Raw genomic sequence first — 26003 nt, 5'->3', positions numbered from 1 at the left:
TGCGCCCGGCGTGACAAGAGGCGAATTGGCGAGGGTGGATAACCGCCCTCGCCTTGCCGCTCACGCAGGCTTGGTCTCGTCCCTCGCGGCATCGGCCCCGGCATAGATCCCCTTGAGCCGTTCGCGCAGGATCTGCATGACCACATAGAGCACGGGGATCAGCACAACGCCCAAGGTCGTGGCGAACAGCATGCCGCCGAACACGGCGAATCCGATGGCCTTCTGGCTGGCCGCACCGGCGCCGCTCGCGGTGACCAGCGGAACGACGCCCAACAGGAAGGCCAGCGCCGTCATCATCACCGCACGGAACCGCAGATGCGCAGCCTCGCGAGCCGCGGCAATGATCGACTTGCCCTTTTCCCGCTCCTCCATCGCGAACTCGACGATCAGGATGGCGTTCTTGGCACCAAGGCCGACAAGCATGATCATGCCGATCTGGGTGTAGAGATTGACGTCGCTTCCCGTGGCCGCCACCGCGGCGAAGGCGCCAAGCAGCGCCACCGTCACCGACATCAGAATCGCCAGCGGCATCGACCAGCTCTCGTACTGGGCAACCAGGAAGAGATAGGCGAAGAGGATCGACAGCATCAGCACGATGACCACCACGGCCCCTGCCCCCTGCTGCTGCAGCGCCGAGCCGGTCCATTCGTAGGTGTAGCCGGACGGCAGCGCTTCGGCCGCGCCCCGCTCCATTTCCGTGATCGTGTCGCCGGTGGACATGCCGGCTTTGGGAGCTGCATTGACGGAGGCGGAGCGGAACATGTTGTAGCGGTTGAGAATCTGCGGACCGAGCACGTTCTCAACGCTGACGATCGAGCGCAGCGGGACCATCTCTCCCGTCTCGTTGCGCACATGCAGTTGCGCGATATCGTCGGCCCGGTCGCGAAGCGCGCCCTCCGCCTGAATCATCACGCGATAAACACGGCCGAACAGGTTGAAATCGTTGACGTAGTATCCGCCGAGATAGGCCTGAAGCGTCTGGAAGACATCCGAGATTCTGATGCCGAGCAGCTTCGCCCGCTCGCGGTCGAGATTGACGAAGAGCTGCGGCACGTTCGCCCGGAAGGTGGAATAGGCCTGGGCGATGGAGGGCTGCTGGTTAGCGGTGTAGACGAGCGAGCCGACCGCCGAGGACAGGTCCTGCGGCGTGCCGCCGCCGGTCTGCTGGACTTTCATCTCGACGCCGGCGGTGGTGCCGAGCCCGGGAATCGGCGGCGCGTTAAAAGCGATGATATTGGCCCCTGGAATCGTCGCGAACGTCGCCCAGAGCCTGGCGAGGATCCCGTCGGCGCTCAGCTCAGGCGTCGTGCGCTCGCCCCAGGGCTTCAGCTTGACGATGACCATACCCGCATTCGGCGAAAGGCCCGAATTGAGGATCGAGAAGCCGTTGACCATGATGATGTGCTGGATGCCGTCGACACCTTCCAGCATCTCCTCCATCCGGTCGGTGATCTCCGTGGTGCGCGGCAGCGCAGCACCGTCCGGCAGCTGCACATCGACCATCAGGTAGCCCTGGTCCTCCAGCGGCAGGAAGCCCTGCGGCAGGCGGCCGCTCATCACCACGATCAGCGCAATGGCACCGGCAACGCCGACAAGACCGAGGAACGATCGGGGAAGCAGGCGCGACACGACGCCGACATAGCCGTCGCGGGCGTGGCCGATTCCCTTTTCGAAGACTGCCAGCAGCCCGCGCGGCGGGCCGGAGCGCGCCTTCAGCACCAGGCCGCACAGGGCCGGTGACAGGGTCAGCGCGTTGATCGAGGAAATCACCACCGAGACCGAGATCGTCACGGCGAACTGCGAATAGAGCCGTCCGGTGATGCCGGGCATGAAGATCGTCGGCACGAACACGGCGAGCAGCACCAGGGTGGTCGCGATCACCGGCGTGGTGATCTGCGCCATCGCCTTCTCGGTCGCTTCCTTGGCCGACAGGCCCTCTTCCGCGATGATGCGCTCGACATTCTCCACCACGATGATGGCGTCGTCGACGACGATGCCGATGGCCAGCACCAGCGCGAACAGGCTGATCGTGTTGAGGGACATACCCGCCAGCAGCAGCACCGCGAATGTGCCGATCAGCGAGACGGGAATGGCGACGGTCGGGATGATCGTCGCCCGCCAGTTGCCGAGGAACACGAAGACCACCGCGACCACGAGCGCGAAGGTCATCATCAAGGTCATGACCACATCGTCGAGCGAGCGCTCGACGAATTCGGTCGTGTCGAAGGGAATGTCGTAGGCGACATCCTCCGGGAAGGCCTTGGACAGTTCCTCCAGCCGCGCCCTGACGCCCTCGGCGACGGCAAGCGCGTTGGCGCCCGGCGCCTGGTAGACCGCAAGCACGGTCGCCGGATTGCCGTCATAGCGTCCGCTCGCCGCGTAGAACTGCGACCCGAGCTCGACCCGGGCCACATCGCCGATGCGCACCAGGGCCCCGTCGTCGCCGGTCCGCAGCACGATGTTGCGGAACTCCTCGACCGTCGACAGGCGCCCCTGCGCCCGCACGGTGTACTGGAACTGCTGCCCGTCGGGCGCCGGCGGCGCGCCGATCTGGCCGGCCGCGACCTGGAGGTTCTGGTCCTGGATCGCCGCGATGAAGTCCGACGGCGTCATCGACAGGGCAGCGAGCCGGTTCGGATCGAGCCAGATCCGCATGCCATAGGCAAAGTCGGTCAGCACGTCGGCCTTGCCCACGCCCTTCACGCGGGCAAGCGAATCCTTGAGGTTGATCGAGGCGTAGTTGGCGAGAAACAGCTCGTCATAGGTGCGGTTGGGCGAATACAGCGTCACGACCAGCAGCATGTTGGTGCTGGCCTTCTGCACGGTCACGCCGCTGCGGGTGACGTCGGCCGGCAGCACGCTGGTTGCCTGCGAGACGCGGTTCTGCACGTTGACCGCAGCGATGTCCGGATCCGTGCCGACATCGAAGACGATGTTCAGCGAGTAGCTGCCGTTGTCGGAGCTGTTCGACGACATGTAGAGCATGTTGTCGACGCCGTTCACCTCGGCCTCGATGGGCGCGGCGACGGTCTCTTCCAGCACCTGCGCGCTGGCGCCCGTATAGCTGGCGGAGACGTTGACCACCGGCGGGGTGATGTTGGGGAACTGCTCGACCGGCAGCGACATGTAGCCAAGCGCGCCGGCGATCGTGATGACGATCGAGATGACCAGCGCGAATTTCGGCCGGTTGATGAAGATCCGCGAGAACATCGGCGTTACTCCGCCGAGCCGGCGGCGAGCGCGGCGTTGACCGGGACGCCCGGCCGGACCTTCTGCAGGCCGAGCGTGATCACCCGCTCACCCTCCTGCAGGCCTTTCTTGACGGTGAAGTCCGTGTCGACCTGCGGGCCGAGCTCGACATAGCGCTGTTCGACCGTCTCGTTGCTGCCGACCACCAGAACGAAGGGCCCGCGCTGGTCCCGCTGCACCGCCGATTGCGGAATGACGATTTCCTTCATCGACACCGGCGCCTCGATCACCGCCTCGACGAAGGTGCCGGCGACCAGCAGGCGGTTCGGATTGCGGAAGCGGCCACGCACGGCGATGGTCCCGGTCTTCGGATCGACGACATTGTCGATGAAGACGATCTCGCCGTCCTGCTCGTAGCGCTGGCCGTTCGGCAGAATCACATGGATGCCCGGCAGCTGGCGCTTGTCGCCGACCGCATCGGCCGGATTGGCGCCGCGCACCGCGTCGAGATAGTCCTTCTCGCTGATCGCGAAATTCACATACATCGGATCGGTGCGAACCAGACGCGCAATGGCTCCGGTCGAAGGACCGACCACGTCGCCGACGCTGAAGTTGGTCTTGCCGATCTGGCCGGCGAAGGGCGCCGTGATGTCGGTGTAGCCGAGGTTGAGTTCGGCCTGGGTGATCGCGGCATTGGCGGCTGCGACCGACGCATCAGCCTGCTCCTTGGCGGCCAGCGTCGCCTGATACTTGGCCTGGGAGACATGCCCCTTGTCGAGCAGGTCCTTGTCGCGCTCCAGGTCCGAGGCCTTCAGCGCCGCATCGGCGGCCGCGCGGGCCGCATCCGCCTTGGCGGAAGCAAGGGCCGCCTCGTACGGCGCGCGCTCGATGGTGAAGAGCAGCTGGCCGTCCTGGACGGTGGCGCCGTCGTCCACATTCTTCGAGCTGAGGAAGCCTGAGACGCGGGCGATCAGGTTCACGTCGTCGACGGCCTGCACGCGCCCGACGAATCGCGCGGACTGGCGCACATCCTTGGAAACGGCTGCGGCGACGGTGACGGAGGGCGGCGGGGCTTCCTGGGTCGAGCTCTCCTGCGACGGATTGCAGGCGGCCAGCGCGACGGCAAGACCAGGAACGAGGCTCACGCGCAGGAACGAACGCAGTTGGGCCATGATTGTAACCTCCCCCCGGGTCCTGGAAACAGGGCACCCGTCTAACCGACCAACGAGAAGAGGCGATGACACCTCCCCAGCAAAGCCGGATTTTTTGCAAGTTCGGAAAGGTTACGCAGGCAATTCAATCAAAGACAAGCGCCAATCCGAAGTGGTCCCCGGCCGGGAGAACCAGTCCTTCGGGGGCCTCGACAGCCTCCAGCGAGGCCTCGCGCAACATCTGCGCAACATGAGCGCGGTCGCGAGTCCGCAGGCCGAGCGCGGCGATCGCCGAACCGCCCGGAGCGATCTGCGGCGCCTCGATGCCGTAGAGCGAGGCGAAGGCCGCCGGGGGCATCAGGTGCAGCCGGCCGCGCGGCGTCTCGATGGTGATCCCGAGGCTGGTCGCCCTCATCTCCCGGCGCCCGGTGAAGGCGGCGTAGAAGATGTGCTGCTCGGCCGGTTCGTCGCAGACGATCACCACCGATTCGAGCGCGGTCGTGCCATTTGGATGGACCTGGTACTCGGCCGACCAGAAGTTCTCCGGATAGCGGTTGAGGCAGGTGAAGAAGCCGTGCGCGGGATCGCTGTCGTTACGCACGAAGGTCAGGTCGAAGCCGACCTTGCGAATGCCGCCGTCGGGCAGCTTCGCCTCGCGGCCGAAGGAGAACGGCTCGTAGACGTGAAGGCCGGCCTGCTCGAAATCGGCACGGTCCGAGGCCGGATCCCGGCTTTCCATCACCAGCATCGAGACGCCCTCGCGCGACTTCACGAAATCGCGGTTGAAGGCGCCGAAGGAGAAGCTGTTGCCCGACGCTTCCGGGATCAGCGTCTCGTCGCCGATCCCGAGGATCTCGATGAAGAACCCGTCGAGCTGGACCAGATGGTTTTCCGTCCCCCAGGGATGACGGGCGCGCGGCGTGACGCGAAAGCCCGCCTGCTCCATGAAACGGGCGGCGGCAGCGAGATCGCGCACCGTCCAGACCACGTGATCGAAACCGCGTGCGGTCATAGTTCTCTCCCCTGCCCCAATGCGTCCGGCCCGTCCCGTGCGGAACGGCCGGCCCGGTCCCGATCAGACCAGACGGCTCTGCTCGATTGCCGCGGCCACGAAGGACGCGAAGAGCGGATGCGGCTCGAACGGGCGCGACTTCAGTTCCGGATGGTACTGCACGCCGATGAACCAGGGGTGGTCGTCGATCTCCACCGTCTCCGGCAGAAGGCCGTCCGGCGAGGTACCGGCAAAGCGAAGGCCCGCCTGCTCCAGCCGTTCGCGGTAGGAGATGTTCACCTCGTAGCGGTGGCGGTGGCGCTCGGAAATCATCTCCGAACCGTAGATGTCGGAGATGCGCGAGCCCTTCTGCAGCCGCGCCGGATAGGCGCCGAGACGCATGGTGCCGCCGAGCTCGCCGTCCGCACGCCGGACCTCGATCTGGTTGCCCTTCGACCATTCGGTCATCAGGCCGACAACCGGCTCGGCCGCTTCGCCGAACTCGGTCGAATTGGCGTCCGCGATGCCCGCGAGATTGCGTGCGGCCTCGATGACCGCCATCTGCATGCCGAAGCAGATGCCGAAATACGGCACCTTGTGCAGCCGAGCGAAGCGGGCCGCTGCGATCTTGCCTTCCGCACCGCGCTCGCCGAAGCCGCCCGGCACCAGAATGCCGTGCACGCTTTCCAGCCACGGGGTCGGGTCTTCCTTCTCGAAGATCTCCGACTCGATCCACTCGATGTTGACGCGCACATTGTTGGCGATGCCGCCATGCACCAGGGCCTCGATCAGCGACTTGTACGCATCCTTGAGGACCGTGTACTTGCCGATGATGGCGATGGTCACCTCGCCTTCCGGGTTGGCGAGCGTCTCGGAAATGCCGGTCCAGCGGGACAGGTCGAGCGCCGGCGCGCCGGTGATGCCGAACGCCGCCAGCACCTCGTCGTCCAGGCCTTCCTTGTGATAGGCGATCGGCACGTCGTAGATCGACTTGACGTCGTAGGCCGGGATGACGGCGCCTTCGCGCACATTGCAGAACAGCGACAGCTTGCGCCGCTCGCTGTCCGGAATCTTGCGGTCGCAGCGGACCATCAGGATGTCCGGCTGGATGCCGATGGAGCGCAGCTCCTTGACCGAGTGCTGGGTCGGCTTGGTCTTCAGCTCGCCGGCCGTTGCGATGAACGGCATCAGGGTCAGGTGAATATAGACCGCATGCCCGCGCGGCAGCTCGTTGCCGAGCTGGCGGATCGCCTCGAAGAACGGCAGGCCCTCGATGTCGCCGACAGTGCCGCCGATCTCGCACAGCACGAAATCGTAGTCGTCGTTGCCGTCCAGCACGAAGGCCTTGATCGCGTCGGTGACGTGCGGAATCACCTGGACCGTGCCGCCGAGATAGTCGCCGCGGCGCTCCTTGGCGATGATGTCCTGATAGATCCGGCCGGTGGTGATGTTGTCCATCTTGTTGGCCGGACGACCGGTGAACCGCTCGTAGTGGCCAAGGTCGAGGTCGGTTTCGGCACCGTCGTCGGTGACGAAGCACTCGCCGTGCTGGTAGGGGCTCATGGTCCCCGGGTCGACGTTGAGATAGGGGTCGAGCTTGCGAAGCCGGACCCGGTATCCACGCGCCTGCAGGAGGGCTCCGAGAGCCGCGGAGGCGAGTCCCTTGCCAAGGGAAGAAACCACGCCGCCGGTGATGAAGATGTATCGCGCCATGGACAAATACCATATCGCTGCGGGCGCTGATTCGAACGCCCGACACGGAGTTAACACACAAGAAAATGCCCCGCGACGGGTATCGCGGGGCATTGGATGAAGACGCCTGCCGCCCTGGGCTTACTGCGCCGCCGGAACCTGCGGTCCGGCGGGCGTCTCGGGCGGACGCAACTGGTCGAGAATGCCGTTGCCGGAGCCCGACGTTCCCTCGCCTGCCGGCGCGGTCTGCGTGCCCGGCACGGTATCAAGGATCGAGGCCGGGCGATCGCTGTTCTTGGCCAGAAGCGCAAGACCCAGCGAGGTCGCGAAGAAGACCGCAGCGAGGATGCCGGTGGCGCGGGTCAGCACATTGCCGCTGCCGCGGCTGGACATCATCCCGCCTCCGCCGCCGCCGATGCCGAGGGCACCGCCCTCGGAGCGCTGCAGGAGAACCACCAGGACGAGCGCCAGCACGACCATCAGATGAATAACGATGACAACGGTTTCCATCGACAACCAGTCTTTCGTGTTCGGATTGCAGCGGGTTCTACACCAATGCCGTCACGGTTTCCACCCTTGATCGGCCCTGCTCCCGCTCATGGCTGCCACCTGCTGGCCGCATGACGGAAACTGAGCCGGCAGATCAACCGGCGGCCTTTGCGATCGCAAGGAAATCCGAGGCCTTCAGGCTGGCCCCGCCGACCAGCGCGCCGTCGACATTGTCCACCGACAGCAGCTCGCCCGCATTGCCCGGCTTCACCGAGCCGCCATAAAGCAGCCGGATCGACGCGGCCGAAGGCCCGAACCGTCCCTGCAGTTCCTTGCGCATATAGGAATGCATCTCGGCAACGTCATCCACCGTCGGCGTCAGGCCCGTGCCGATGGCCCAGACCGGCTCGTAGGCGACGACCAGCCGCGCGCCGTCGGCCTCGTCCGGCACCGAGCCGGCAAGCTGTGCGCCGACGACCTCGAGGGCCTTGCCGGCCTTGCGCTCGGCTTCCGTCTCGCCGACGCAGACGATGGCGATGAGGCCCGCGCGCCAAGCCGCTTCCGCCTTGGCCCGAACCAGCGCGTCGCTCTCGCCGTGGTCGGCCCGGCGCTCGGAATGGCCGACGATGACCCAGCGCGCCCCGGAATCGGCCAGCATCTCGGCCGAAATGTCGCCGGTATGGGCGCCGCTCGCGGCGGTGTGGCAGTCCTGTCCGCCGATGCTGAGGCCGCTGTCGCCGGCGGCAGCCGCCGCCGCCGCGACCAGCGTCGCGGGTGGGCAGATCGCCAGATCGACCGAAGCGGCCAGACCGCCGGCCGCCGCCTCCGCCATCGCGCGCAGCTCGCCGAGTGCGGTCGCCAGCCCGTTCATCTTCCAGTTTCCGGCGATCAGCGGCGTGTTCTTCTCGGTCATGTCGGCATCCTCGGCTGGCATTCGGTCGGCGGTTGGCGTCTGCGCGAAAGGCAGGTTCAGCGCCGGTGCTACCAGAATTTGCGCCCCGTTCAAGACGATACGGCGCAAGCTGCCGCCCAACCCTTTGCCAGTGCCTTGCTCCGCCGGGCCCGCGTCTCTATGATCCGGCCGCTCTCGCTCGGATCTTACCCAAGGTCCGGGCCGTATCCTGTTGCCCCGGTAACGCCCCAGAAACGACGGAACCTGCAATGCTCGACACTCTGCGCAGCGGCGCAAAGTCATGGATTTCCAAACTCCTGATCGGTCTTCTCGTGATCAGCTTCGCGATCTGGGGCATTTCGGGCGATCTTCTCAATGTCGGGGGCGACCAGGTCGCGACGGTGGGCGACCGCAAGATCTCGATCGTCGAGTTCGACAATGCCTATCGGCGCGAGCTCGACACGATCGGCCGCAACATCGGCCGGCCGCTGTCCACCGTCGAGGGCGCGTCGCTCGGCATTCCCGCGCAGGTGCTCGGTCGCCTGATCGCGGAAGCTGCGCTGAACGAGACCGCCGACCAGTACAATCTCGGCGTTTCCGACCAGGAGCTGGTCCGCCTGATTCAGGAGGCTCCGGCCTTCCAGGCGCCGGGCGGCGGCTTCGACCGCGCCCTGCTCGCCCGCGTGCTGATGGCCAACGGCCTGACCGAAGATGCCTTCGTTGCCGAGCGGCGCCTGCTCGAGGAGCGCCGGCAGATCGCCGACGCGATCAGCGGCGGCCTTGCGACCCCGGCGGCGATGCTGGAGGCCTTCAACCAGCACGCCAACGAGGAGCGCAGCGTCGACTACGTGGAATTCGGCGCCGATCAGGCCGGCGAGATTCCCGCTCCGACGGACAGCGAGCTGACCACCTATTTCGAGGCCAACCAGGACACGTTCCGCGCGCCCGAGTACCGCAAGGTCGCGCTGCTGTCGCTGACGCCCGAGCGCCTGGCACGCCCGGACGAGGTCAGCGAAGACGACGTGCGCCAGGAATATGAAGCCTCCGGCGACCGTTTCGGCGAGCCGGAGCGCCGCCGTATCCTGCAGATCCCGCTGGGCGATGCTGCCGCGGTCGAGGCGGCCCGCACAGCCCTTTCCGAAGGCAAGACCTTCGACGACATCCTCGCCGAGCGCGGCCTGACGGAAGCGCAGGTCGAGCTGGGCAACATGGCCCGCACCGATCTGCTCGACCCGACCATCGCCGAGGCGGCGTTCTCGCTCGCCGAGGGCCAGACCTCCGACATCGTCGAGGGTCGCCTGACGTCCGTGCTGCTCAAGATCGCCGAGATCACCCCGGCGCACCAGTCGCCGCTGGAAGAGGTCGCGCCGGAGCTGCGCAAGGAAATCGCCCTGCGCCAGGCGCAGCGCGAGGTGCTGGACTTGCATGACGAGATCGAGGACGCGCGCGCCGGCGGTGCGACGCTGCAGGAGGTCGCCGAGCGGTTCTCCCTGACCCTCGACACGCCGGCCGCCTTCGACAGCGCCGGCAAGGACGAAGCAGGCAACGCAGTTTCGCTGCCGGAGGTGAACGACCTGATCTCCGACGTGTTCGAGAGCGATGTCGGTATCGAGGCCGACATGCTGCAGCTCGGCCGCGACGGGTTCCTCTGGTTCGAGGTGCGCGAAGTCGTGCCGGCCCGCGACCGCACGCTGGACGAAGTGCGCCAGCAGGTGGTCGACGCCTGGACCGCCGAGCAGCGCAAGGCGCGTCTCGACGATCTGGCCGCGTCCATCGTCGAAGAGGTCCGCGGCGGCAAGTCGCTGCAGGATGTCGCCACCGAGCGCGGCCTGACGGTCGCCTCGGCCAGCGGCATCAAGCGCAACGGCGCCAACGGCCCCCTGCCCGCCGCCGCCATTCCGGCCGTGTTCTCCGGCCCCGTCGGCACGCTCGGCACCGCCGCCCGCGAGGGCGACCGCCGTCTCGTCTTCCGCGTGACCGGCGCCACTGCCCCGGCCTTCTTCCGCGAGGCCGGCGAGATCGCCGCGCTCGACCAGCGGCTGGCCGACGCGCTGCAGAACTCGGTCATCGGCCAGTATGTCGGCGAACGCGAGGCGCGGCTCGGCGTCAGCGTGAACCAGGCCAACATCAACCGGGTGCTCGGCCAGGGCGGCAGCTGATGCCGCCCCGGGTCCCTTTCCGGAGGACGTCGATTTGAGCAACCTCAAGACCCTGATCGCCAAGGCGGCCGATGGACACGCCCTGTCGCGCGCCGAGGCGCAGTCCGCCTTCGACATCATCATGTCGGGCGCAGCGACCCCGGCGCAGATCGGCGGCTTCCTGATGGCGCTGCGGGTGCGCGGCGAGACCGTCGACGAGATCGCCGGCGCCGTCGCGACCATGCGCTCCAAGATGGTCCCGGTCTCCGCCCCCGCCGATGCGGTCGACGTGGTGGGCACCGGCGGCGATGCCTCGGGCAGCTACAACATCTCCACCTGCTCGGCCTTCGTGGTCGCCGGCTGCGGCGTCCATGTCGCCAAGCACGGCAACCGCTCGCTGTCGTCGAAGTCGGGCGCTGCCGACGTGCTGGCCGCGCTCGGCGTCGACATCGACATCAGCCCGGCCCACATCTCCCGCTGCATCCGCGAGGCGGGCCTCGGCTTCATGTTCGCGCCGAACCACCATTCGGCGATGAAGCATGTCGGCCCGGCCCGTACCGAGCTCGGCACCCGCACGATCTTCAACCTGCTGGGCCCGCTGTCCAACCCGGCCGGCGTCAAGCGCCAGATGGTCGGCGTCTTCGCCCCGCAATGGGTGGAGCCGATCGCCCATGTGCTGGCCGCCCTCGGCTCCGAATCGGCCTGGGTGGTGCACGGCTCCGACGGTCTCGACGAGATCACCACGACCGGCCCGACCCGCGTCGCCGCGCTGGAAAACGGCGAGATCCGCCTGTTCGAGATCTCGCCGCAGGATGTCGGCCTCGCGTTCCACGAGCCCGCCGACCTGAAGGGCGGCGAGGCGCCGGAAAACGCCGTCGCGCTCAAGGCCGTGCTGGAAGGCGAGAAGTCCGCCTATCGCGATACCGTCCTGATGAATGCCGGCGCGACGCTGATGGTCGCCGGCCGTGCTCCGACCCTTGCCGAGGGCGTCGCGATGGCCGCGGGCGCCATCGACAGCGGCAATGCGCTGGCGCGCCTGTCGCGCCTCGTCGAAGTGTCGAACGAGGTGCGCGGCGATGGCTGACATCCTGGAAAAGATCGGCGCCTACAAGCGCCAGGAGATCGCCGCTGCCAAGGCCGCGGTGCCGCAGGCCGAGATCGAGCGACGCGCCGCCGGAGCCGACGCGCCGCGCGGCTTCCTGAATGCGCTGCGCGCCCGCAAGGAGGCCGGCGAGTTCGGCCTGATCGCCGAGGTCAAGAAGGCGAGCCCCTCCAAGGGGCTGATCCGTGCCGATTTCGACCCGCCGGCGCTGGCCCGCGCCTATGAGGCGGGCGGTGCGGCCTGCCTTTCCGTGCTGACCGACACCCCGTCCTTCCAGGGCGCGCCGGAGTTCCTGGTCGCGGCCCGCGCCGCCACCTCGCTGCCGGCCCTGCGCAAGGATTTCCTCTACGACACCTATCAGGTGTTCGAGGCCCGGGCGTGGAACGCGGACTGCATCCTGATCATCATGGCCGCCGTCGACGATGCGCTGGCCGCCGACCTGGAGGCGACCGCCTTCGGTCTCGGCATGGACGTGCTGGTCGAGGTGCACGATGCGGACGAACTGGAGCGGGCGCTGCGGCTCTCCTCGCCGATGATCGGCATCAACAACCGCAACCTGAAGACCTTCGAGACGCGGCTGGAAACCAGCGAGGACCTGGCCGGGATGATCCCGGACGACCGCCTGGTCGTCGGCGAATCGGGCCTCTTCACCCCGCAGGACCTTGCCCGGATGGAGCGCTGCGGCATCTCAACCTTCCTGATCGGCGAGAGCCTGATGCGCCAGGACGATGTGGCCGGTGCGACGCGCGCGCTGCTGGCGCGCCCCGGACTTGCGGCGGAGTAGGATATGGCCGGCACCCCTTCTGGAGACGCGTCCCCACGCTTGACCCATCTGGACGAGAGCGGCGCGGCCAACATGGTCGACGTCTCGACCAAGGCGGTCACCTCCCGCGAAGCGCAGGCCGAAGGCCATGTGCGCATGAAGCCGGAAACGCTGGCGCTGATCCTGTCCGGTTCGGCGAAGAAGGGCGACGTCATCGCCACCGCCCGCATCGCCGGCATCATGGCTGCCAAGCGCACCCACGAGCTGGTGCCGCTCTGCCATCCCCTGCTGCTGTCCAAGGTCGCCGTCGACATCGTGCCGGACGAGGCGCTTCCAGGCCTGCGCGTCACCGCGATGGCCCGCGTTTCGGGCCAGACCGGCGTCGAGATGGAGGCGCTGACCGCCTGCTCGGTCACCTGCCTGACGATCTACGACATGGCCAAGGCCGTTGACCGCGGCATGACCATCGAGGGCATCCGCGTCGTCGCCAAGTCCGGCGGCAAGTCCGGCGACTGGACCGCGGCGAGCGAAACGACCCCCGCCTGACACGAGGCCAACGGACATGAGGCACGGCTGACATGGCGCTGATCTCGGTCGACGAAGCCCTGTCGCGACTTCTCGGCGGCGTCGAGCCTGTCGGGTCCGAGACCGTGCCGCTCGCCCGCGCCAACGGCCGCATCCTCGCCGCCGACCTTGCCGCGACCCGCACCCAGCCGCCCTTTGCCGCCTCCGCCATGGACGGCTATGCCGTGCGCGCGGCCGATATCGCCACCGTTCCGGCCGTGCTCAAGCTGATCGGCGAAGCCCCCGCGGGCCGCGCCTTCACCGGCGCCATCGGGGCGGGCGAGACCGTGCGCATCTTCACCGGCGCTCCGCTTCCCGAAGGCAGCGACACAATCCTGATCCAGGAAAACGCGACACGCGACGGCGAGCGCGTCACCGCGCTGGAAAGCGCGCCGTCGGGCAAGTTCGTGCGGCCCGCCGGGCTTGATTTCAAGGTTGGCGAGGTGCTGCTCACCGCCGGAACGCGGCTCGACTATCGCCGCCTTGCGCTGGCGGCGGCCATGAACCATCCCGTGCTGGAGCTGCGCCGTCGGCCGAAGGTGGCGATCCTCGCCACCGGCGACGAACTGGTCGAGCCGGGCGAGCAGCCGGGGCCGGATCAGATCATCGCTTCCAACCATGCCGGCATTGCCGCCCTGGTCGAGGATTGCGGCGGCGAGCCGCTGCAGCTCGGCATCGCCTCCGACCGGCGCGAGCATATCGCGGAGAAGATCGCCGAGGCGCGAGCCGCCGGGGCCGAAATCCTTGTTACGCTTGGCGGGGCCTCCGTCGGCGACCACGACCTGGTGCAGGAAGTGCTTGCCGCCTCCGGCATGGAACTCGGCTTCTGGCGCATCGCCATGCGGCCGGGCAAGCCGCTGATGGCCGGCCGCATCGAGGGCATGCGCGTACTCGGCCTGCCGGGCAATCCGGTCTCAAGCCTCGTCTGCGGCGTGCTTTTCCTGCGTCCGCTGATCGACGCCCTGCTTGGCCGCCCGCCGCGCCGGCGCGATGCCGAACTGCTGCCGCTGACCGCCGATATCGGCGACAACGACCAGCGCGAGGACTATCTGCGGGCGCGCATCCTGCGCCAGGACGACGGCACGGAGCGTGTCGCCCCGTTCGAGCGGCAGGACTCCTCCATGCTGGCAACGCTCACCCGCGCCGATGCGCTGGTGGTGCGCCCGCCCCATGCGCCCCCCCTGCCCGCCGGCACGCCGGTGCCGGTCCTGCGCCTGCCGCAGGGCTGAGCCGCCCCCGCGCCCTACCGCTTCCCGTTTCGTTCCCTATGGGCATTGTGGAACAAGGCAGGAACGGTTAGACTATGTTCATGATTTGTACATAACCTGAGTCGCAGGCAGCGATCGGCAGCAGCCGGCCGATATCGGCCAGGCCTTGCGAGCCAGAGCGGGGGACCCAAGCGCATGTTGACGCGCAAGCAGCACGAATTGCTCCTGTTCATCCACGAACGGCTGAAGGAAACCGGTGTTCCTCCCTCGTTCGACGAGATGAAGGACGCGCTCGATCTGCGGTCCAAGTCCGGCATCCACCGGCTGATCACCGCGCTGGAAGAGCGCGGGTTCATTCGCCGCCTGCCGAACCGCGCCCGGGCGCTGGAGATCGTCAAGCTGCCGGAATCGGTTGCGCTCGGCCTTGCCTCGCAGCGCGGCCTGGGCTTCTCGCCCTCCGTCATCGAAGGATCTCTCGGCAAGACGCCGCCGGTGGAAACGGCCCCTGCCCCACCGCCCGCGGCCAATGACAGCGTCGAGATCCCGGTCATGGGCCGCATCGCCGCCGGCGTACCGATCGAGGCGATCCAGTCCCACAGCCACACCATCGCCATGCCTGCCGACCTGCTCGGCAACGGCGAGCACTACGCACTGGAAGTCCGCGGCGATTCCATGATCGAGGCCGGCATTCTCGACGGCGACACCGTGGTGATCCGCCGTTCCGACAGCGCCGACAGCGGCGACATCGTCGTCGCCCTGATCGACGACGAGGAAGCGACGTTGAAGCGCCTGCGCAAGAAGGGCGCGTCCGTTGCGCTGGAGGCCGCAAACCCGGCCTACGAAACCCGCATCTTCGGTCCAGGACGCGTGCGCATCCAGGGCAAGCTCGTCTCGCTGTTCCGCCGCTACTGACGGCTATGGCATACGCCTGACGGGTTTTCGCCGGCAAGCTATCTCGGCGTCCAGGGCCTGCGAGACCCGTAGCTCGGACGTACTGTGACGGCGAGCGTGCCACCTGCCATCGATGAGGGCGGCGCGGTCGACGGCGGCAGTGCGGGCGTTGATCGAGATGCGGCCGAGGCGCCTGGCGCACTGAAATAGAGCGCGACAGCACCGTCCCGGGCAAGTCGCGCCCCATCGAACACCTGCCTTGCCCGGCAATCGGGCGGGGCAATCAGCGCCGAGACGATGATGTCGGCCTTGCGGCAATCCTCTTCGAAGGCGGCGCTGTCGCGCACCAGCGAGACCAGCAGTGCAGGCGGGCCTTGCCCCGCTGCAACGGGCTCCGGTCCCGGCCCTGCCACCAGTCCCGGCGGTGCATTTGCGGAGGCACCGTGCCCGGCACCCGCCCCCGGCGGACCATGCGCGCGCACCAGACAGGCCAGCTTGTCGCAGCGAAGGTCGCCGGCCGCGATACGCCGGTTCCCGTGGTGCTGCACACTGATGCCTTCCGCCCGCAACCAGACCTCCGGCAGGAACCCGCTCGGGCGCGATGAAACGCGCAAGGCCCCGACCGCATCGCGCACGGCAATGGTCGTGCCGGTGGCCGAGATCAGCATGTCCGGCTGCCGGTGCAGGGCATAAAGCAGGACGGAGGCGGCGAGCGGCAGCAGGGCGACTGGGCGATATCCCCGCGGCGCGAGGCAGGCGACAAGCCCTGCCGCCACCACCAGTAGCGTTCCGCCAAGCGAGGGCGCGCCGATCACCCCGTCCTCCGGCGTCAGGTTGCTGACCCAACTCGCCATCGCCACCACGAGATCGATGCCAGCGCCCATCGCCGCGAGCGGCAAGGCCTCCAGCCCGAAGGGCAGCAGGGCCAGCGCCAGCACCGCGAACGGCATGACCACGAGTGTCACCACCGGCATTGCCAGCAGATTGCCGAGCGTACCGAGCGGCGAGATTCGGTGGAAGTGATAGGCGCCGATGGCACCTGTCGCCAGGCCCGCGATCAGCGAGGTCAAGAGAAGCCCCCAGAACCAGCCCGCAGCGCCCGATGTCGCGGCCTGCAGCAGCCCCCCACGACCCGGCGGCGCCATCGGCCCCTGGCGCTCGCGCGCTGCGCGCCGCCGGGTTATTTCCTCATAGGCGGCGATCAGGGCAATCACGGCGGCGAAGGACATCTGGAAACCGGGATCGAGCAGCGCTTCCGGCAGCATCGCAAGGATCAGCAGGACGGCAATCGCGACATTGCGCAGCGTCAGGGCCCGCCGCGAGAAGATGCGCCCCGAAAACACCAGAACGATCATCAGGAAGGCGCGCTGCGTTGCGATGGAGGCACCGGAAATGCCGAGATAGAAGACGGCGGCCGACATCGCCGCAACGGCGGCCCAGGCATCGATCCGCCGCTCATGCACCAGATGCGGGGACAGCGCCAGAAGCGCCCGCACGACAAAGAACACCGAGCCGGCGAACAGCGCCATATGCAGGCCGGAAATCGCCAGGATATGGGCCAAACCGGCGGTCCTCAGCGCCTCCGTCACCTGCTCTGGGATCCGAGAGCGGTCGCCGGTGATCAGCGCAATGGCAAGCGCGGCAGCCGTCGTCTCGCCAAGCGCGGCGATGATCCGGGCGGCAATCGCCTGACGCAGACCGGCGATCCCCGCTTTCAGCCGTAGCGACAGCGGTGCCGGCCCCAGATCGATACGGCTCGGCGCGCCGAAGGCAAAACCGGTGGCGCCGATGCCGTCGAAGAAGGCACGAAAGGCGAAGTCGTAGCCGCCGGGCATCACGGCAGCCGACGGCGGCATCAGCCTCGCGCGCAGCCGTACAGCCTCGCCGACAGAGATCCTCTCGCCTTCGGGGTCGCCGCGCAGCGACACGCGGACCCGGTAGGGTATTGCTGACGCTTGCAGCCGCTCTATCCCCGCAACGCGCAGCAGCAACCGCGTGCCGCGGTCGGTGCGCTCGACCTCCTCCGCAAAGCCGGTCAGTGTCACGCTCCGCGCCCGATCGATCACCGGGGCGGCAACAAGTGCGGTGCGCAATGCCCCGGCGAAAAGTCCCGACAGCACCAGCGCCAGAGCCAGCAACACAAGGCCCCGCACGCCGCGGCGCGCCGCGAAAAACCAGCCGGCCCAGGCAAGAATGGCGGCAAGCGCGAGAACGGGGACCAACGGCTCGGACGGCAGGCGGAAATAGACAGCGATGCCGAAGGTGAAGGCGAGCGCGGCGAAGGCGAGCCCGCGCCCCTGCGCAAGGCTTTCGGCACAGGCAGCTGCAAACCTTGTCCCCGCCCCTTGCGTTTCGTGCCATCCTGCGCGGGCTCGCCGACGACGGGCAAGCAGATCGGCAAGCGGCAAGGGGGCGAGCGCAAGCCAGCGGCGTTCCCCGCTGCCGCTGCCCGTTCGCCCCGGCGCCGCTGCCGGCACCGCCCTTGGCGCCGCATCCGGCAGCGCCCGCCTGTCGTCGTCGTCCTCGCCCGCCCGGGACACCTGGCCGCCCCTTCCCCTCGCCGGCGCGCGCGTGCCCCTCGCTCGGGCATTGGTGGCGCGGCGCCGCTGTGTTACACGGTCGCCGACCGTGCCAGGACCGAAGCGTTGCATTGCAACCCGGGTTCGCGCAAGACGCGAAACGGCACCGGATATTCCCGAAGGCACGCCGGACGCTCTGCGCTGGTGCCGCCACCGATCACGAGGCCTTTTGAATGAGCTCTCCCGTCGTCACGCGCTTTGCGCCCTCCCCGACCGGCTACCTGCATATCGGCGGCGCCCGCACGGCGCTGTTCAACTGGCTTTATGCCCGGCGTTTTGGCGGCAAGATGCTGCTGCGGATCGAGGACACCGACCGCGAGCGCAGCACCGATGCGGCCATCTCCGCGATCCTCGACGGGCTGACCTGGCTCGGTCTCGACTGGGAGGGCGAGGCGATCTCGCAGTTCGCCCGCGCCGCGCGCCACCGCGAGGTGGCCGAGAGCCTGATCGAGAAGGGCATGGCCTATCGCTGCTACGCGACGCCGGAAGAGCTGACGGCGATGCGCGAGGAGCAGCGCGCCAACGGCCTGCCGCCGCGCTATGACGGGCGCTGGCGCGACCGCGATCCGTCCGAGGCCCCGGCCGGCGTCAAGCCGGCGATCCGCCTCAAGGCGCCGGTCGACGGCGAGACGGTGATCGAGGACAAGGTGCAGGGCCGCGTCGTCTTCCCGAACAAGGATCTGGACGATCTCGTCCTGCTGCGCTCCGACGGCACGCCGACCTACATGCTGGCCGTCGTCGTCGACGACCACGACATGGGCGTCACCCACATCGTGCGCGGCGACGATCACCTGACCAATGCCGCCCGCCAGACGCTGATCTATCAGGCGCTCGGCTGGGACGTGCCGGTGATGGCCCATATCCCGCTGATCCACGGTCCGGACGGCGCCAAGCTGTCGAAGCGCCACGGCGCGCTCGGCGTCGAGGCCTACCGGGCCATGGGCTATCTGCCAGCCGCCATGCGCAACTATCTGGCGCGCCTCGGCTGGAGCCATGGCGACGACGAGATCTTCTCGACGCAGGAGATGACCGGCTGGTTCGATCTCGACGCCATCGGCAAGTCGCCCTCACGCTTCGACTTCAAGAAGCTGGAGAACCTCAACGGCCACTATATGCGTGCGGCCGGTACGGACGAGTTGCTGGCCGACTTCACCAGCTTCCTGCCCCATGCGGAGAACGCCGAAGGCCTGCGCGGCTGGCTCCAGGATCCGGCGCATGTCGAGATGTTCCGCGCCGCCCTGCCGGGGCTGAAGGAGCGTGCCAAGACCCTGGTGGAGCTGGCCGACAGCGCCGAGTACCTGTGGGTGCAGCGCCCGCTCGCGATGGACGAGAAGGCGGAAAAGCTGCTGGAGGCGGACGACGCGCGCAAGGTGCTCGCCGACCTGCACGCACGCCTTTCCGCGCTCGAAACCTGGAGCGCGGAAGCGACCGAGGAGGCCGTGCGCGCCTATGCCGAGGAGACCGATCTCAAGCTCGGCAAGGCGGCGCAGCCGCTGCGCGCGGCGCTGACCGGCCGGGGCACCTCGCCCGGCATCTTCGACGTTCTGGCCGTGCTCGGCCGCGAGGAATCGCTCGCCCGTATCGCCGATCAGGCCGCCGGCTGAGGCAAGGCCGGGCCCGCCCGGCCAAAGGTACCAATCAAGGCGGCGGCCCGATCCCCGGCCGCCGCCCGCAGTTCACATGAATCCCCCGTCACCCTGTGACGAAAGCGTTAGGGAGGTGCGCTTGCGGGGAGCGGACAAATGGGATACGCAACATTCGACCTTTCCTCCCGCCGTGTGTCCGGCACGCCCCAGCCTCTCCTGGAAGCCGGCCCGGACGATCCTGCGGCGCGCTTCATACAAGGGGGTAGCCTGAATGAGCGACAACACTGCCAAGCTGACGATGGGTGACAAGTCCTGGGACTTGAAGGTGCGTCCGGGGTCCATCGGACCCGATGTGGTCGACATTGCCTCGCTCTATGCGCAGACCGGCTGTTTCACCTACGACCCCGGCTTCACCTCGACCGCCTCGTGCGAATCCGCCATCACCTATATCGATGGCGACGAGGGTACCCTGCTGTATCGCGGCTATCCGATCGAGCAGCTGGCCGAGCACGGTGACTTCCTGGAGAGCTGCTACCTGCTGCTCTACGGCGAGCTGCCGACCAAGGCCCAGAAGGACGACTTCGTGCATCGCGTGACCTATCACACGATGATCCACGAGCAGATGAGCCGCTTCTTCACCGGCTTCCGCCGCGACGCCCACCCGATGGCGATCATGGTCGGCACCGTCGGCGCGCTCTCCGCCTTCTACCACGACTCGACCGACATCTCGGACCCGCACCAGCGCATGGTGGCGAGCCTGCGCATGATCGCGAAGATGCCGACGCTTGCGGCCATGGCCTACAAGTATCACGTCGGCCAGCCCTTCGTTTATCCGCGCAACGACCTCGACTACGCGTCGAACTTCCTGCACATGTGCTTCGCGGTGCCTTGCGAGGAATACAAGGTCAACCCCGTTCTCGCCCGCGCCATGGACCGGATCTTCATCCTCCATGCCGACCACGAGCAGAACGCCTCGACCTCGACCGTGCGTCTCGCCGGTTCCTCGGGCGCCAACCCGTTCGCCTGCATCGCGGCCGGCATCGCCTGCCTGTGGGGCCCGGCGCATGGCGGCGCCAACGAGGCAGCGCTCAACATGCTGTCGGAGATCGGCTCGGTCGACCGGATCCCGGAATACATCGCCCGCGCCAAGGACAAGAACGATCCGTTCCGTCTGATGGGCTTCGGCCACCGGGTCTACAAGAACTACGACCCGCGCGCCCGCATCATGCAGAAGACCACGCATGAAGTGCTGGCCGAGCTCGGCATCCGGGACGATCCGCTTCTCGACGTCGCCATGGAGCTGGAGAAGATCGCTCTCAACGACGACTACTTCATCGAGAAGAAGCTCTACCCGAACATCGACTTCTACTCCGGCATCACCCTGCGTGCGCTCGGCTTCCCGACCACCATGTTCACCGTGCTGTTCGCCCTCGCGCGGACCGTCGGCTGGATCGCCCAGTGGAAGGAGATGGTCGAGGATCCGTCCCAGAAGATCGGCCGCCCGCGCCAGCTCTACACCGGCGCCGCGCAGCGCGACTATCTGCCGGTCTCCCAGCGTCGCTGAGCGGGATCGACACATCCAAGCTGAGAAAAGGCCGCCTCCGGGCGGCCTTTTTGCGTTTGGGGCGACCTGCGGGGGCGAGGCAGGAGGCGGAGGTGCGCTTAGCGGGCGTTGTTTTGCTGCAGCCTCTCCTTGCGTCTTCCCGGACGAGGCCGAAGGCCGATGATCCGGGACCGGAGAGGCACGGCGGTCGTGGCATGGTTCTGGAGCGCAACTCATACGCCCTCGGCTCTCCGATCCCGCATCTCCGCTTACGCTTCGTGCGGGATGACGAGAGGAAAGGTCCGGGTGATTTTCACCGCCGCTCTGGAAGCCAATAGGCCCCGGGTCGCGCTGCGCTTGCCCGGGGTGACGGCAGAGGGGATGCGAGGTCGCTGCCAGTCTCTCCGGCTGTCATCCCGGGTGCAGGCGAAGCCGGAGAGCCGGGACCCAGAGGTGCCCTTAGCGGGTGTGGGGCGGGCGGCGCACGTTCCGCACGCCAGTGCGGCAAACGGGGACAAGAGCACGCGGCGCTGACGGCGGCAGCGGGGATAAGTGGCCGGAGACGGGCCCACGCGGTTTGCGCAGGCCGTCGCAAAATTCATCCAAGAGATTGAAAATACTGCAATATTTTCGAGACGGATTTTGCAAAATTTCAGCGCAAATTTGCATCTGGCGTCTCAATTCACGCCAAACGCCGGTTGTCCGCCCATCTAGGCAGTCCGGCCGCGAACCTCTTCCAGAACGATGCGCGCGGCGGCGCCCGCCTGGCTCTCGTTCCCCTCCAGCCGCATCACCGCATCGAGCCGGGCGAAGGCATCGACTTGCCGCTTTCGGGCCGGAGTGTCGGCCAGCAGCGGGGCGACCGCATCGGCGAGCGCGCGCGGATTGGCGTCGTCGTCCAGGAACTCCGGCACGACATTCTCGCCGATGATGATGTTGGGCAGGACCATGGAGCTGACGCGGGCGACCGGCACGATGCGGTGGATGTCCTTGAGCCGGCGAAAGAACCAGTCGAGCTTGTAGGCAACGACCAGCGGCACGCCCGAGATCGCCAGCTCCAGCGAGACGGTGCCCGAGGCGGCGAGAGCGGCATGCGCCCGGCGGAAGGCAGCGAGCTTGGTCGCCTCGCCCGTCACCACCTGCGGCGGATGCGGCCAGTCGGCAAGCTGTTCCTCGATCATCTGCCTCAAGCGCGGCACCGCCGGCAGCACCACCTCGAGATCCGGATGCGCCTGCCGCAGGATCTCGACCGCGCCGCGGAAGTCCTGCAGCAGCCGGGTGACCTCGCTGCGCCGGCTGCCCGGCAGCATCAGCAGCACCGGCCGCCCCTCGTCCAGCGCCCTCCTCTCGCCGGCGGCGGGACGGAAGTCGCCGACCCGCTCGATCAGCGAGTGGCCGACATAGCTGGTCGGCGGGCCGCCGAGCTTTTCGTGCACGCCGGGTTCGAAGGGCAGGATCGCCAGCAGCCGGTCGACATAGGCGGCCATGCGGCGCGCGCGGCCCGGCCGCCAGGCCCAGACCGACGGCGAGACGTAATCGACGATGGGAATGGAGGGCGCGCGCTTGCGCACCCGCTTGGCAACGTTATGCGTGAAATCGGGACTGTCGACGATGATCAGGACATCGGGCGCCGCGGCGACCACATCGTCGACGGTCTGGTAGACCCGGCGGACGATGGAGGGCAGTCGCGCCAGAACGGCGGAAAGGCCCATCACCGCGATATCCTCGATGGGAAAGAGGCTCTTTAGCCCCTGCGCTTCCATGCGCTCGCCGCCGACGCCCATGAACTCGACCGGCCGGCCGGCCTGCGCGGCAATGGCCGCCATCATCGGCGCGGCCAGCTGGTCGCCGGACTCCTCGCCCGCCACCACATAGACCCGCAGCGGGCGAACAGCACCTTCGGTCATCGCGCGGTCTCCGCCTGCGCCTCGGCCGTCTTGCCGGAAATGCCGAAGAGAAAGACGCCCGAGCGCGCGGCGAGCGCGACGGTCTCGGCCCGCTCGGCAATCAGCACCCGCCCCGCCTCGATGGCGATGCCGGAAAGTCCGGCGTCCCGCACGCGCTGCACGGTGCCCGGACCGATGGTCGGCAGGTCGACGCGAAGGTCCTGGCCGGGCTTGGCGCATTTCACCAGCACACCGCCCTTGCCGCGCACCCGGCCGCGCTCGCGCAGCTCGCGGCAGCGCTCGAGCATGGAATCGGTGCCCTCTGCCCCCTCGACGGCAATGATGCGGCCGTGGAAGCAGACAGCGGCCTGGCCGATGTCGAGGCGGCCGAGCTCGGCGACGGTGGCCGCGCCCAGCTCCAGATCGGCGAGCACCTCGCCCTTCGGCGGGGTGCCGGCCATGCAGCCGGGCTGGGCCAGAAGCTGCGGCGCAACCTCATGGGCCCCGACGACCCGGAAGCCCTCGGCCTCGAAAAAGCGGATGACCTTCTTGAGCAGGGAATCGTCGCCGCCGGCAAGCGAGGCGATGATCTTCGGCAACCGGCGCATGGTGCCGAGATCGCTGACGATTTCGCGCAGCTCCGGCCGGCGGGTGATGCTGCCGATCATCACCAGATCGCGCACCTTTTCGCGCTCCAGATGGCTGGCAAGCTTGCCGATCTGGCCCCAGCCGAGATGCACGGGAGAGAAAGCCTCGACGGATGGATCCGCCTCGCCCTTGATGGCGATGGCGACGACGCGGCGACCGCGGTCGCTGGCCGCGCGCAGCACCTCTGCCGGCAGCTTGCCGCCGCCGCAGATGACCGCGACAGCGCCGTCGCTACCGTTCGTCGTGGCTGTGTCGGATGCGTCGTTCATGGCCCCGTCCCCGGCCGGCGCCGACAGGCGGATCACCCGTCCTGGGCCGGCGTGCAGAAGCGGCGGTCGGTTTCGACCAGGATGAAATCCGTGACGCGGCGGACAAGGGCAACGCTCTCGTAGGCGGCCGCCACCTTTTCCGCGCGCTGGCGCAGCGTGCCTTCGGAGCTCTCGAACAGGTCCTTGTAGGCATTGCGCAGGGCGTGGATGTCCTCGCGGGAGAACCCATGCCGCTTGAGCCCGACAAGGTTCAAGCCCATCAGCCGGGCGCGGTTGCCCATCACCATGCCGAAGGGAATGAGGTCGTTCTCAAGGCCCGCAAGACCGCCGACAAAGGCATGGTCGCCGACGCGGGTGAACTGGATCGCCGCCGCGCCGCCGCCGAAAATGACATTGTTGCCGACGGTGACATGGCCGGCGATCATCACGTTGTTCGACAGGATCACGCCGTCGCCGAGACGGGAATCATGGCCGACATGCGAGTTGGCGAGAAAGGCGCAGCGATTGCCGATCACCGTCTCCAGGCCGCCGCCCTCCGTCCCCGGATTGAGCGTCACGCCCTCGCGGATGATGCAGTCGGTGCCGACGGTGAGCGTCGCTTCCTCGCCGCGATACTTGAGATCCTGCGCCTGGTGCCCGACGGAGGCGAAGGGAAAGATCTGCGTCCGCGCCCCGACGCTCGTGCGGCCTGCAACAACCACATGTGACTTCAGCACGACGCCGTCGCCCAGCACGGCCTGCGGCCCGACATGGCAGAACGGCCCGATGGACACGCCCTCGCCGAGCCTGGCGCCGTCCTCGATGACCGCGGAAGGGTGGATTGCGGAGTGAGCTGCCATCATGCGTGCCTCAGTGGTCGACCAGCATGGCGCTGATCTCGGCCTCGGCGACCTTGACGCCGTCGACCGTCGCAATGCCTTCGAACTTCCAGATGTTCGTGCGGTTGCGGATCTTGGTCATCTGATAGCGAAGCTGATCGCCCGGCAGCACCGGCTTGCGGAACTTCACCTTGTCGATTGTCATGAAGTAGACGAGCTTCGGCGTGTCCGACTGGCCGCGCGAATAGACGCAGAGCGCGCCCGCCGTCTGGGCCATGCCCTCGATGATGAGGACGCCCGGCATGACCGGTTGGTTGGGGAAATGCCCCATGAAATGCGGCTCGTTGGCCGTCACGTTCTTGATGCCGACGGCGGAGTTGTCCCCATCCATGTCGACGATACGGTCCACCATCAGGAAGGGGTAGCGGTGGGGCAACAGCTCCAGGATCCGCATGATATCGGCGCTACCCAGTTCTTTCTTTTCGCCTTCGCTCATTCTTCTGTCCCCAGGCAACCAAAACCAGTCCGGTTCAAAATCTCAGTCCTTGTCCCGCGCGGAACCGGCTCCACGCTCGGCAAGCTTCGCCAGCGTCATGATCTCGCGGAACCATACCTTCACCGGCTTGGCCGGAACACCGCCATAGCGCGCGCCGGCCGGCACGTCCGCCTCGACCACGCTGACGGCGGCAATCTGTGCGCCCATGCCGATGGTGACATGGCCGCGAACGCCGGTCTGGCCGCCGAGAGCGACGTAATCCTCGAGCGTCGCGCTACCGGAAATGCCGACCTGCGAGACGATCACACAGTGACGTCCGATCACCACGTTGTGGCCGATCTGGACCTGGTTGTCGATCTTGGTGCCCTCGCCGATGATCGTGTCGCGGTTGGCCCCGCGATCGACCGTCGTGTTGGCGCCGATCTCCACATCGTTCTGGATGATCACGCGGCCGATCTGCGGCACCTTGAGGTGGCCGCCCGGCCCCATCGCGAAGCCAAAACCGTCCTGCCCCGTGCACACGCCCGGATGCAGGATCACCCGGTCGCCGACCAGGGTGTGCTGCAGCACCGCATTGGCGCCGACCGTGCAGTCGCGCCCGATGCGCACCCCCGCACCGATCACCGCATTGGACTGGATGCGCGTACCGCTGCCGATCTCCGCATCCGGCCCGACGACCGCACCGGCCTCCACAATGACGCCGGCCTCAAGCCGGGCCGAGGCATCGATGCGCGCATGCGGCGAGACGCCCGAGGCCGTGCCGTCGAGTGCGACGGGACGCATGGAAGCGGGATAGAGACGCGCGAGCAGCTGGGCCCAGGCCTTGTAGGGCTGGTCGGCCACGACCGGCACGACGCCGTCCGGCACCTTGTCCGCATGCTTGCGGGCAACGATGCAGGCGGTCGCCGCGGTGGTGGCGAGAACCGGCAGATACTTGGGATTGTCGAAGAAGACGATATCGCCAGTCGAGGCATCCTCGAGCGGCGCGACGCCGGACACCTGCACCTCCCCGCCGCCGCGCGGCAGGTCTCCCGTCACCCATTCGGCCACGGTCGCAAGGGCTACGGGCTCGAACGGGGCAAAGAAACAGGGGTCGCTCATCGTCTTC

20 protein-coding genes are annotated in these 26003 nt (G+C 67.7%); 8 read left to right on the top strand and 12 right to left on the bottom strand.

The window, feature by feature from the left end:
- Positions 1-60: 60 nt before the first annotated feature.
- The 6 genes from ACVJ6E_RS08640 to tpiA form a co-directional block, all read right to left on the bottom strand.
- Entirely contained in the window at positions 61-3210 is a 3150-nt protein-coding gene (locus ACVJ6E_RS08640) for a multidrug efflux RND transporter permease subunit (protein WP_120267894.1), read from the bottom strand.
- Between the two features lie 5 nt (positions 3211-3215).
- Positions 3216-4361, bottom strand: a complete 1146-nt coding sequence (locus ACVJ6E_RS08635) for an efflux RND transporter periplasmic adaptor subunit (RefSeq protein ID WP_067215211.1) — start codon at positions 4359-4361, stop codon at positions 3216-3218.
- A gap of 124 nt (positions 4362-4485) precedes the next feature.
- Positions 4486-5352, bottom strand: a complete 867-nt coding sequence (locus ACVJ6E_RS08630; protein WP_120267893.1) for a VOC family protein — start codon at positions 5350-5352, stop codon at positions 4486-4488.
- 63 nt (positions 5353-5415) lie between these two features.
- Positions 5416-7044: a CTP synthase gene (gene pyrG / locus ACVJ6E_RS08625; RefSeq protein ID WP_067215216.1), complete on the bottom strand. Its 1629-nt coding sequence runs from the start codon at positions 7042-7044 to the stop codon at positions 5416-5418.
- A 120-nt stretch (positions 7045-7164) separates the two neighbouring features.
- Complete coding sequence (gene secG / locus ACVJ6E_RS08620) at positions 7165-7533, bottom strand: preprotein translocase subunit SecG (RefSeq protein WP_067215219.1); 369 nt, start codon at positions 7531-7533, stop codon at positions 7165-7167.
- A 133-nt stretch (positions 7534-7666) separates the two neighbouring features.
- Positions 7667-8425, bottom strand: coding sequence for a triose-phosphate isomerase (gene tpiA, locus ACVJ6E_RS08615; RefSeq protein ID WP_120267892.1), 759 nt, complete (start codon positions 8423-8425; stop codon positions 7667-7669).
- 248 nt (positions 8426-8673) lie between these two features.
- Between tpiA and ACVJ6E_RS08610 the strand changes: the two genes are divergently transcribed.
- From ACVJ6E_RS08610 to lexA, 6 genes are all read left to right on the top strand, one after another.
- Positions 8674-10563 (top strand): peptidylprolyl isomerase, encoded by a 1890-nt coding sequence (locus ACVJ6E_RS08610; RefSeq protein WP_120267891.1) that lies wholly within the window; start codon positions 8674-8676, stop codon positions 10561-10563.
- Positions 10564-10597: 34 nt separating this feature from the next.
- A complete protein-coding gene (gene trpD / locus ACVJ6E_RS08605; protein ID WP_120267890.1) occupies positions 10598-11626 on the top strand; it encodes an anthranilate phosphoribosyltransferase in 1029 nt (342 codons plus the stop codon).
- Positions 11619-12428: an indole-3-glycerol phosphate synthase TrpC gene (gene trpC, locus ACVJ6E_RS08600; protein ID WP_120267889.1), complete on the top strand. Its 810-nt coding sequence runs from the start codon at positions 11619-11621 to the stop codon at positions 12426-12428. The genes trpD and trpC overlap by 8 nt, the downstream gene beginning before the upstream one ends.
- Positions 12429-12431: 3 nt before the next feature.
- Complete coding sequence (gene moaC, locus ACVJ6E_RS08595) at positions 12432-12953, top strand: cyclic pyranopterin monophosphate synthase MoaC (protein WP_120267888.1); 522 nt, start codon at positions 12432-12434, stop codon at positions 12951-12953.
- A gap of 32 nt (positions 12954-12985) precedes the next feature.
- Positions 12986-14200, top strand: coding sequence for a molybdopterin molybdotransferase MoeA (locus ACVJ6E_RS08590; RefSeq protein WP_120267887.1), 1215 nt, complete (start codon positions 12986-12988; stop codon positions 14198-14200).
- 174 nt (positions 14201-14374) lie between these two features.
- Positions 14375-15091, top strand: a complete 717-nt coding sequence (gene lexA, locus ACVJ6E_RS08585) for a transcriptional repressor LexA (protein WP_120267886.1) — start codon at positions 14375-14377, stop codon at positions 15089-15091.
- 38 nt (positions 15092-15129) lie between these two features.
- Here the strand turns inward: lexA and ACVJ6E_RS08580 are convergent, their stop codons facing one another.
- Complete coding sequence (locus tag ACVJ6E_RS08580; protein WP_120267885.1) at positions 15130-17610, bottom strand: ComEC/Rec2 family competence protein; 2481 nt, start codon at positions 17608-17610, stop codon at positions 15130-15132.
- Positions 17611-17822: 212 nt separating this feature from the next.
- Between ACVJ6E_RS08580 and gltX the strand changes: the two genes are divergently transcribed.
- Together gltX and gltA are read left to right on the top strand one after the other, a co-directional pair.
- Entirely contained in the window at positions 17823-19253 is a 1431-nt protein-coding gene (gene gltX, locus ACVJ6E_RS08575; protein ID WP_120267884.1) for a glutamate--tRNA ligase, read from the top strand.
- Between the two features lie 253 nt (positions 19254-19506).
- Positions 19507-20799, top strand: a complete 1293-nt coding sequence (gene gltA, locus ACVJ6E_RS08570) for a citrate synthase (RefSeq protein WP_120267883.1) — start codon at positions 19507-19509, stop codon at positions 20797-20799.
- A 689-nt stretch (positions 20800-21488) separates the two neighbouring features.
- Here the strand turns inward: gltA and lpxB are convergent.
- Genes lpxB through lpxD form a run of 5 tightly spaced genes read right to left on the bottom strand, consistent with a single transcriptional unit; the run spans position 21489 to position 25996 of the window.
- On the bottom strand, positions 21489-22685 hold the full coding sequence (gene lpxB, locus ACVJ6E_RS08565) for a lipid-A-disaccharide synthase (RefSeq protein ID WP_120267882.1): 1197 nt from the start codon (positions 22683-22685) through the stop codon (positions 21489-21491).
- Positions 22682-23581 (bottom strand): UDP-2,3-diacylglucosamine diphosphatase LpxI domain-containing protein, encoded by a 900-nt coding sequence (locus ACVJ6E_RS08560; RefSeq protein WP_120268357.1) that lies wholly within the window; start codon positions 23579-23581, stop codon positions 22682-22684. The genes lpxB and ACVJ6E_RS08560 overlap by 4 nt, the downstream gene beginning before the upstream one ends.
- 32 nt (positions 23582-23613) lie before the next feature.
- Positions 23614-24423 (bottom strand): acyl-ACP--UDP-N-acetylglucosamine O-acyltransferase, encoded by an 810-nt coding sequence (lpxA, locus tag ACVJ6E_RS08555; protein ID WP_120267881.1) that lies wholly within the window; start codon positions 24421-24423, stop codon positions 23614-23616.
- 7 nt (positions 24424-24430) lie between these two features.
- The gene (gene fabZ / locus ACVJ6E_RS08550) at positions 24431-24895 is read right to left on the bottom strand and encodes a 3-hydroxyacyl-ACP dehydratase FabZ (protein WP_067215250.1); all 465 of its coding nucleotides are present in this window, start codon (positions 24893-24895) and stop codon (positions 24431-24433) included.
- A 42-nt stretch (positions 24896-24937) separates the two neighbouring features.
- Positions 24938-25996, bottom strand: coding sequence for a UDP-3-O-(3-hydroxymyristoyl)glucosamine N-acyltransferase (gene lpxD, locus ACVJ6E_RS08545; RefSeq protein ID WP_120267880.1), 1059 nt, complete (start codon positions 25994-25996; stop codon positions 24938-24940).
- Between the last annotated feature and the right edge of the window lie 7 nt (positions 25997-26003).

The sequence above is a fragment of the Stappia sp. G46H5W genome (assembly GCF_058448995.1).
This window is presented reverse-complemented; position numbering and strand designations above follow the sequence as displayed.

What these genes read in the sequence shown, in the direction of transcription:
- gltX (WP_120267884.1), top strand. Translation starts at nt 17,823, where the DNA reads ATGAGCTCTCCCGTCGTCACGCGCTTTGCGCCCTCCCCGACCGGCTAC.
- tpiA (WP_120267892.1), bottom strand. Translation starts at nt 8,425, where the DNA reads ATGACCGAGAAGAACACGCCGCTGATCGCCGGAAACTGGAAGATGAAC.
- fabZ (WP_067215250.1), bottom strand. Translation starts at nt 24,895, where the DNA reads ATGAGCGAAGGCGAAAAGAAAGAACTGGGTAGCGCCGATATCATGCGG.
- lpxD (WP_120267880.1), bottom strand. Translation starts at nt 25,996, where the DNA reads ATGAGCGACCCCTGTTTCTTTGCCCCGTTCGAGCCCGTAGCCCTTGCG.
- ACVJ6E_RS08610 (WP_120267891.1), top strand. Translation starts at nt 8,674, where the DNA reads ATGCTCGACACTCTGCGCAGCGGCGCAAAGTCATGGATTTCCAAACTC.
- lexA (WP_120267886.1), top strand. Translation starts at nt 14,375, where the DNA reads ATGTTGACGCGCAAGCAGCACGAATTGCTCCTGTTCATCCACGAACGG.
- ACVJ6E_RS08640 (WP_120267894.1), bottom strand. Translation starts at nt 3,210, where the DNA reads ATGTTCTCGCGGATCTTCATCAACCGGCCGAAATTCGCGCTGGTCATC.
- ACVJ6E_RS08560 (WP_120268357.1), bottom strand. Translation starts at nt 23,581, where the DNA reads ATGAACGACGCATCCGACACAGCCACGACGAACGGTAGCGACGGCGCT.
- gltA (WP_120267883.1), top strand. Translation starts at nt 19,507, where the DNA reads ATGAGCGACAACACTGCCAAGCTGACGATGGGTGACAAGTCCTGGGAC.
- ACVJ6E_RS08590 (WP_120267887.1), top strand. Translation starts at nt 12,986, where the DNA reads ATGGCGCTGATCTCGGTCGACGAAGCCCTGTCGCGACTTCTCGGCGGC.
- secG (WP_067215219.1), bottom strand. Translation starts at nt 7,533, where the DNA reads ATGGAAACCGTTGTCATCGTTATTCATCTGATGGTCGTGCTGGCGCTC.
- lpxB (WP_120267882.1), bottom strand. Translation starts at nt 22,685, where the DNA reads ATGACCGAAGGTGCTGTTCGCCCGCTGCGGGTCTATGTGGTGGCGGGC.
- lpxA (WP_120267881.1), bottom strand. Translation starts at nt 24,423, where the DNA reads ATGATGGCAGCTCACTCCGCAATCCACCCTTCCGCGGTCATCGAGGAC.
- trpC (WP_120267889.1), top strand. Translation starts at nt 11,619, where the DNA reads ATGGCTGACATCCTGGAAAAGATCGGCGCCTACAAGCGCCAGGAGATC.
- ACVJ6E_RS08635 (WP_067215211.1), bottom strand. Translation starts at nt 4,361, where the DNA reads ATGGCCCAACTGCGTTCGTTCCTGCGCGTGAGCCTCGTTCCTGGTCTT.
- pyrG (WP_067215216.1), bottom strand. Translation starts at nt 7,044, where the DNA reads ATGGCGCGATACATCTTCATCACCGGCGGCGTGGTTTCTTCCCTTGGC.
- moaC (WP_120267888.1), top strand. Translation starts at nt 12,432, where the DNA reads ATGGCCGGCACCCCTTCTGGAGACGCGTCCCCACGCTTGACCCATCTG.
- ACVJ6E_RS08630 (WP_120267893.1), bottom strand. Translation starts at nt 5,352, where the DNA reads ATGACCGCACGCGGTTTCGATCACGTGGTCTGGACGGTGCGCGATCTC.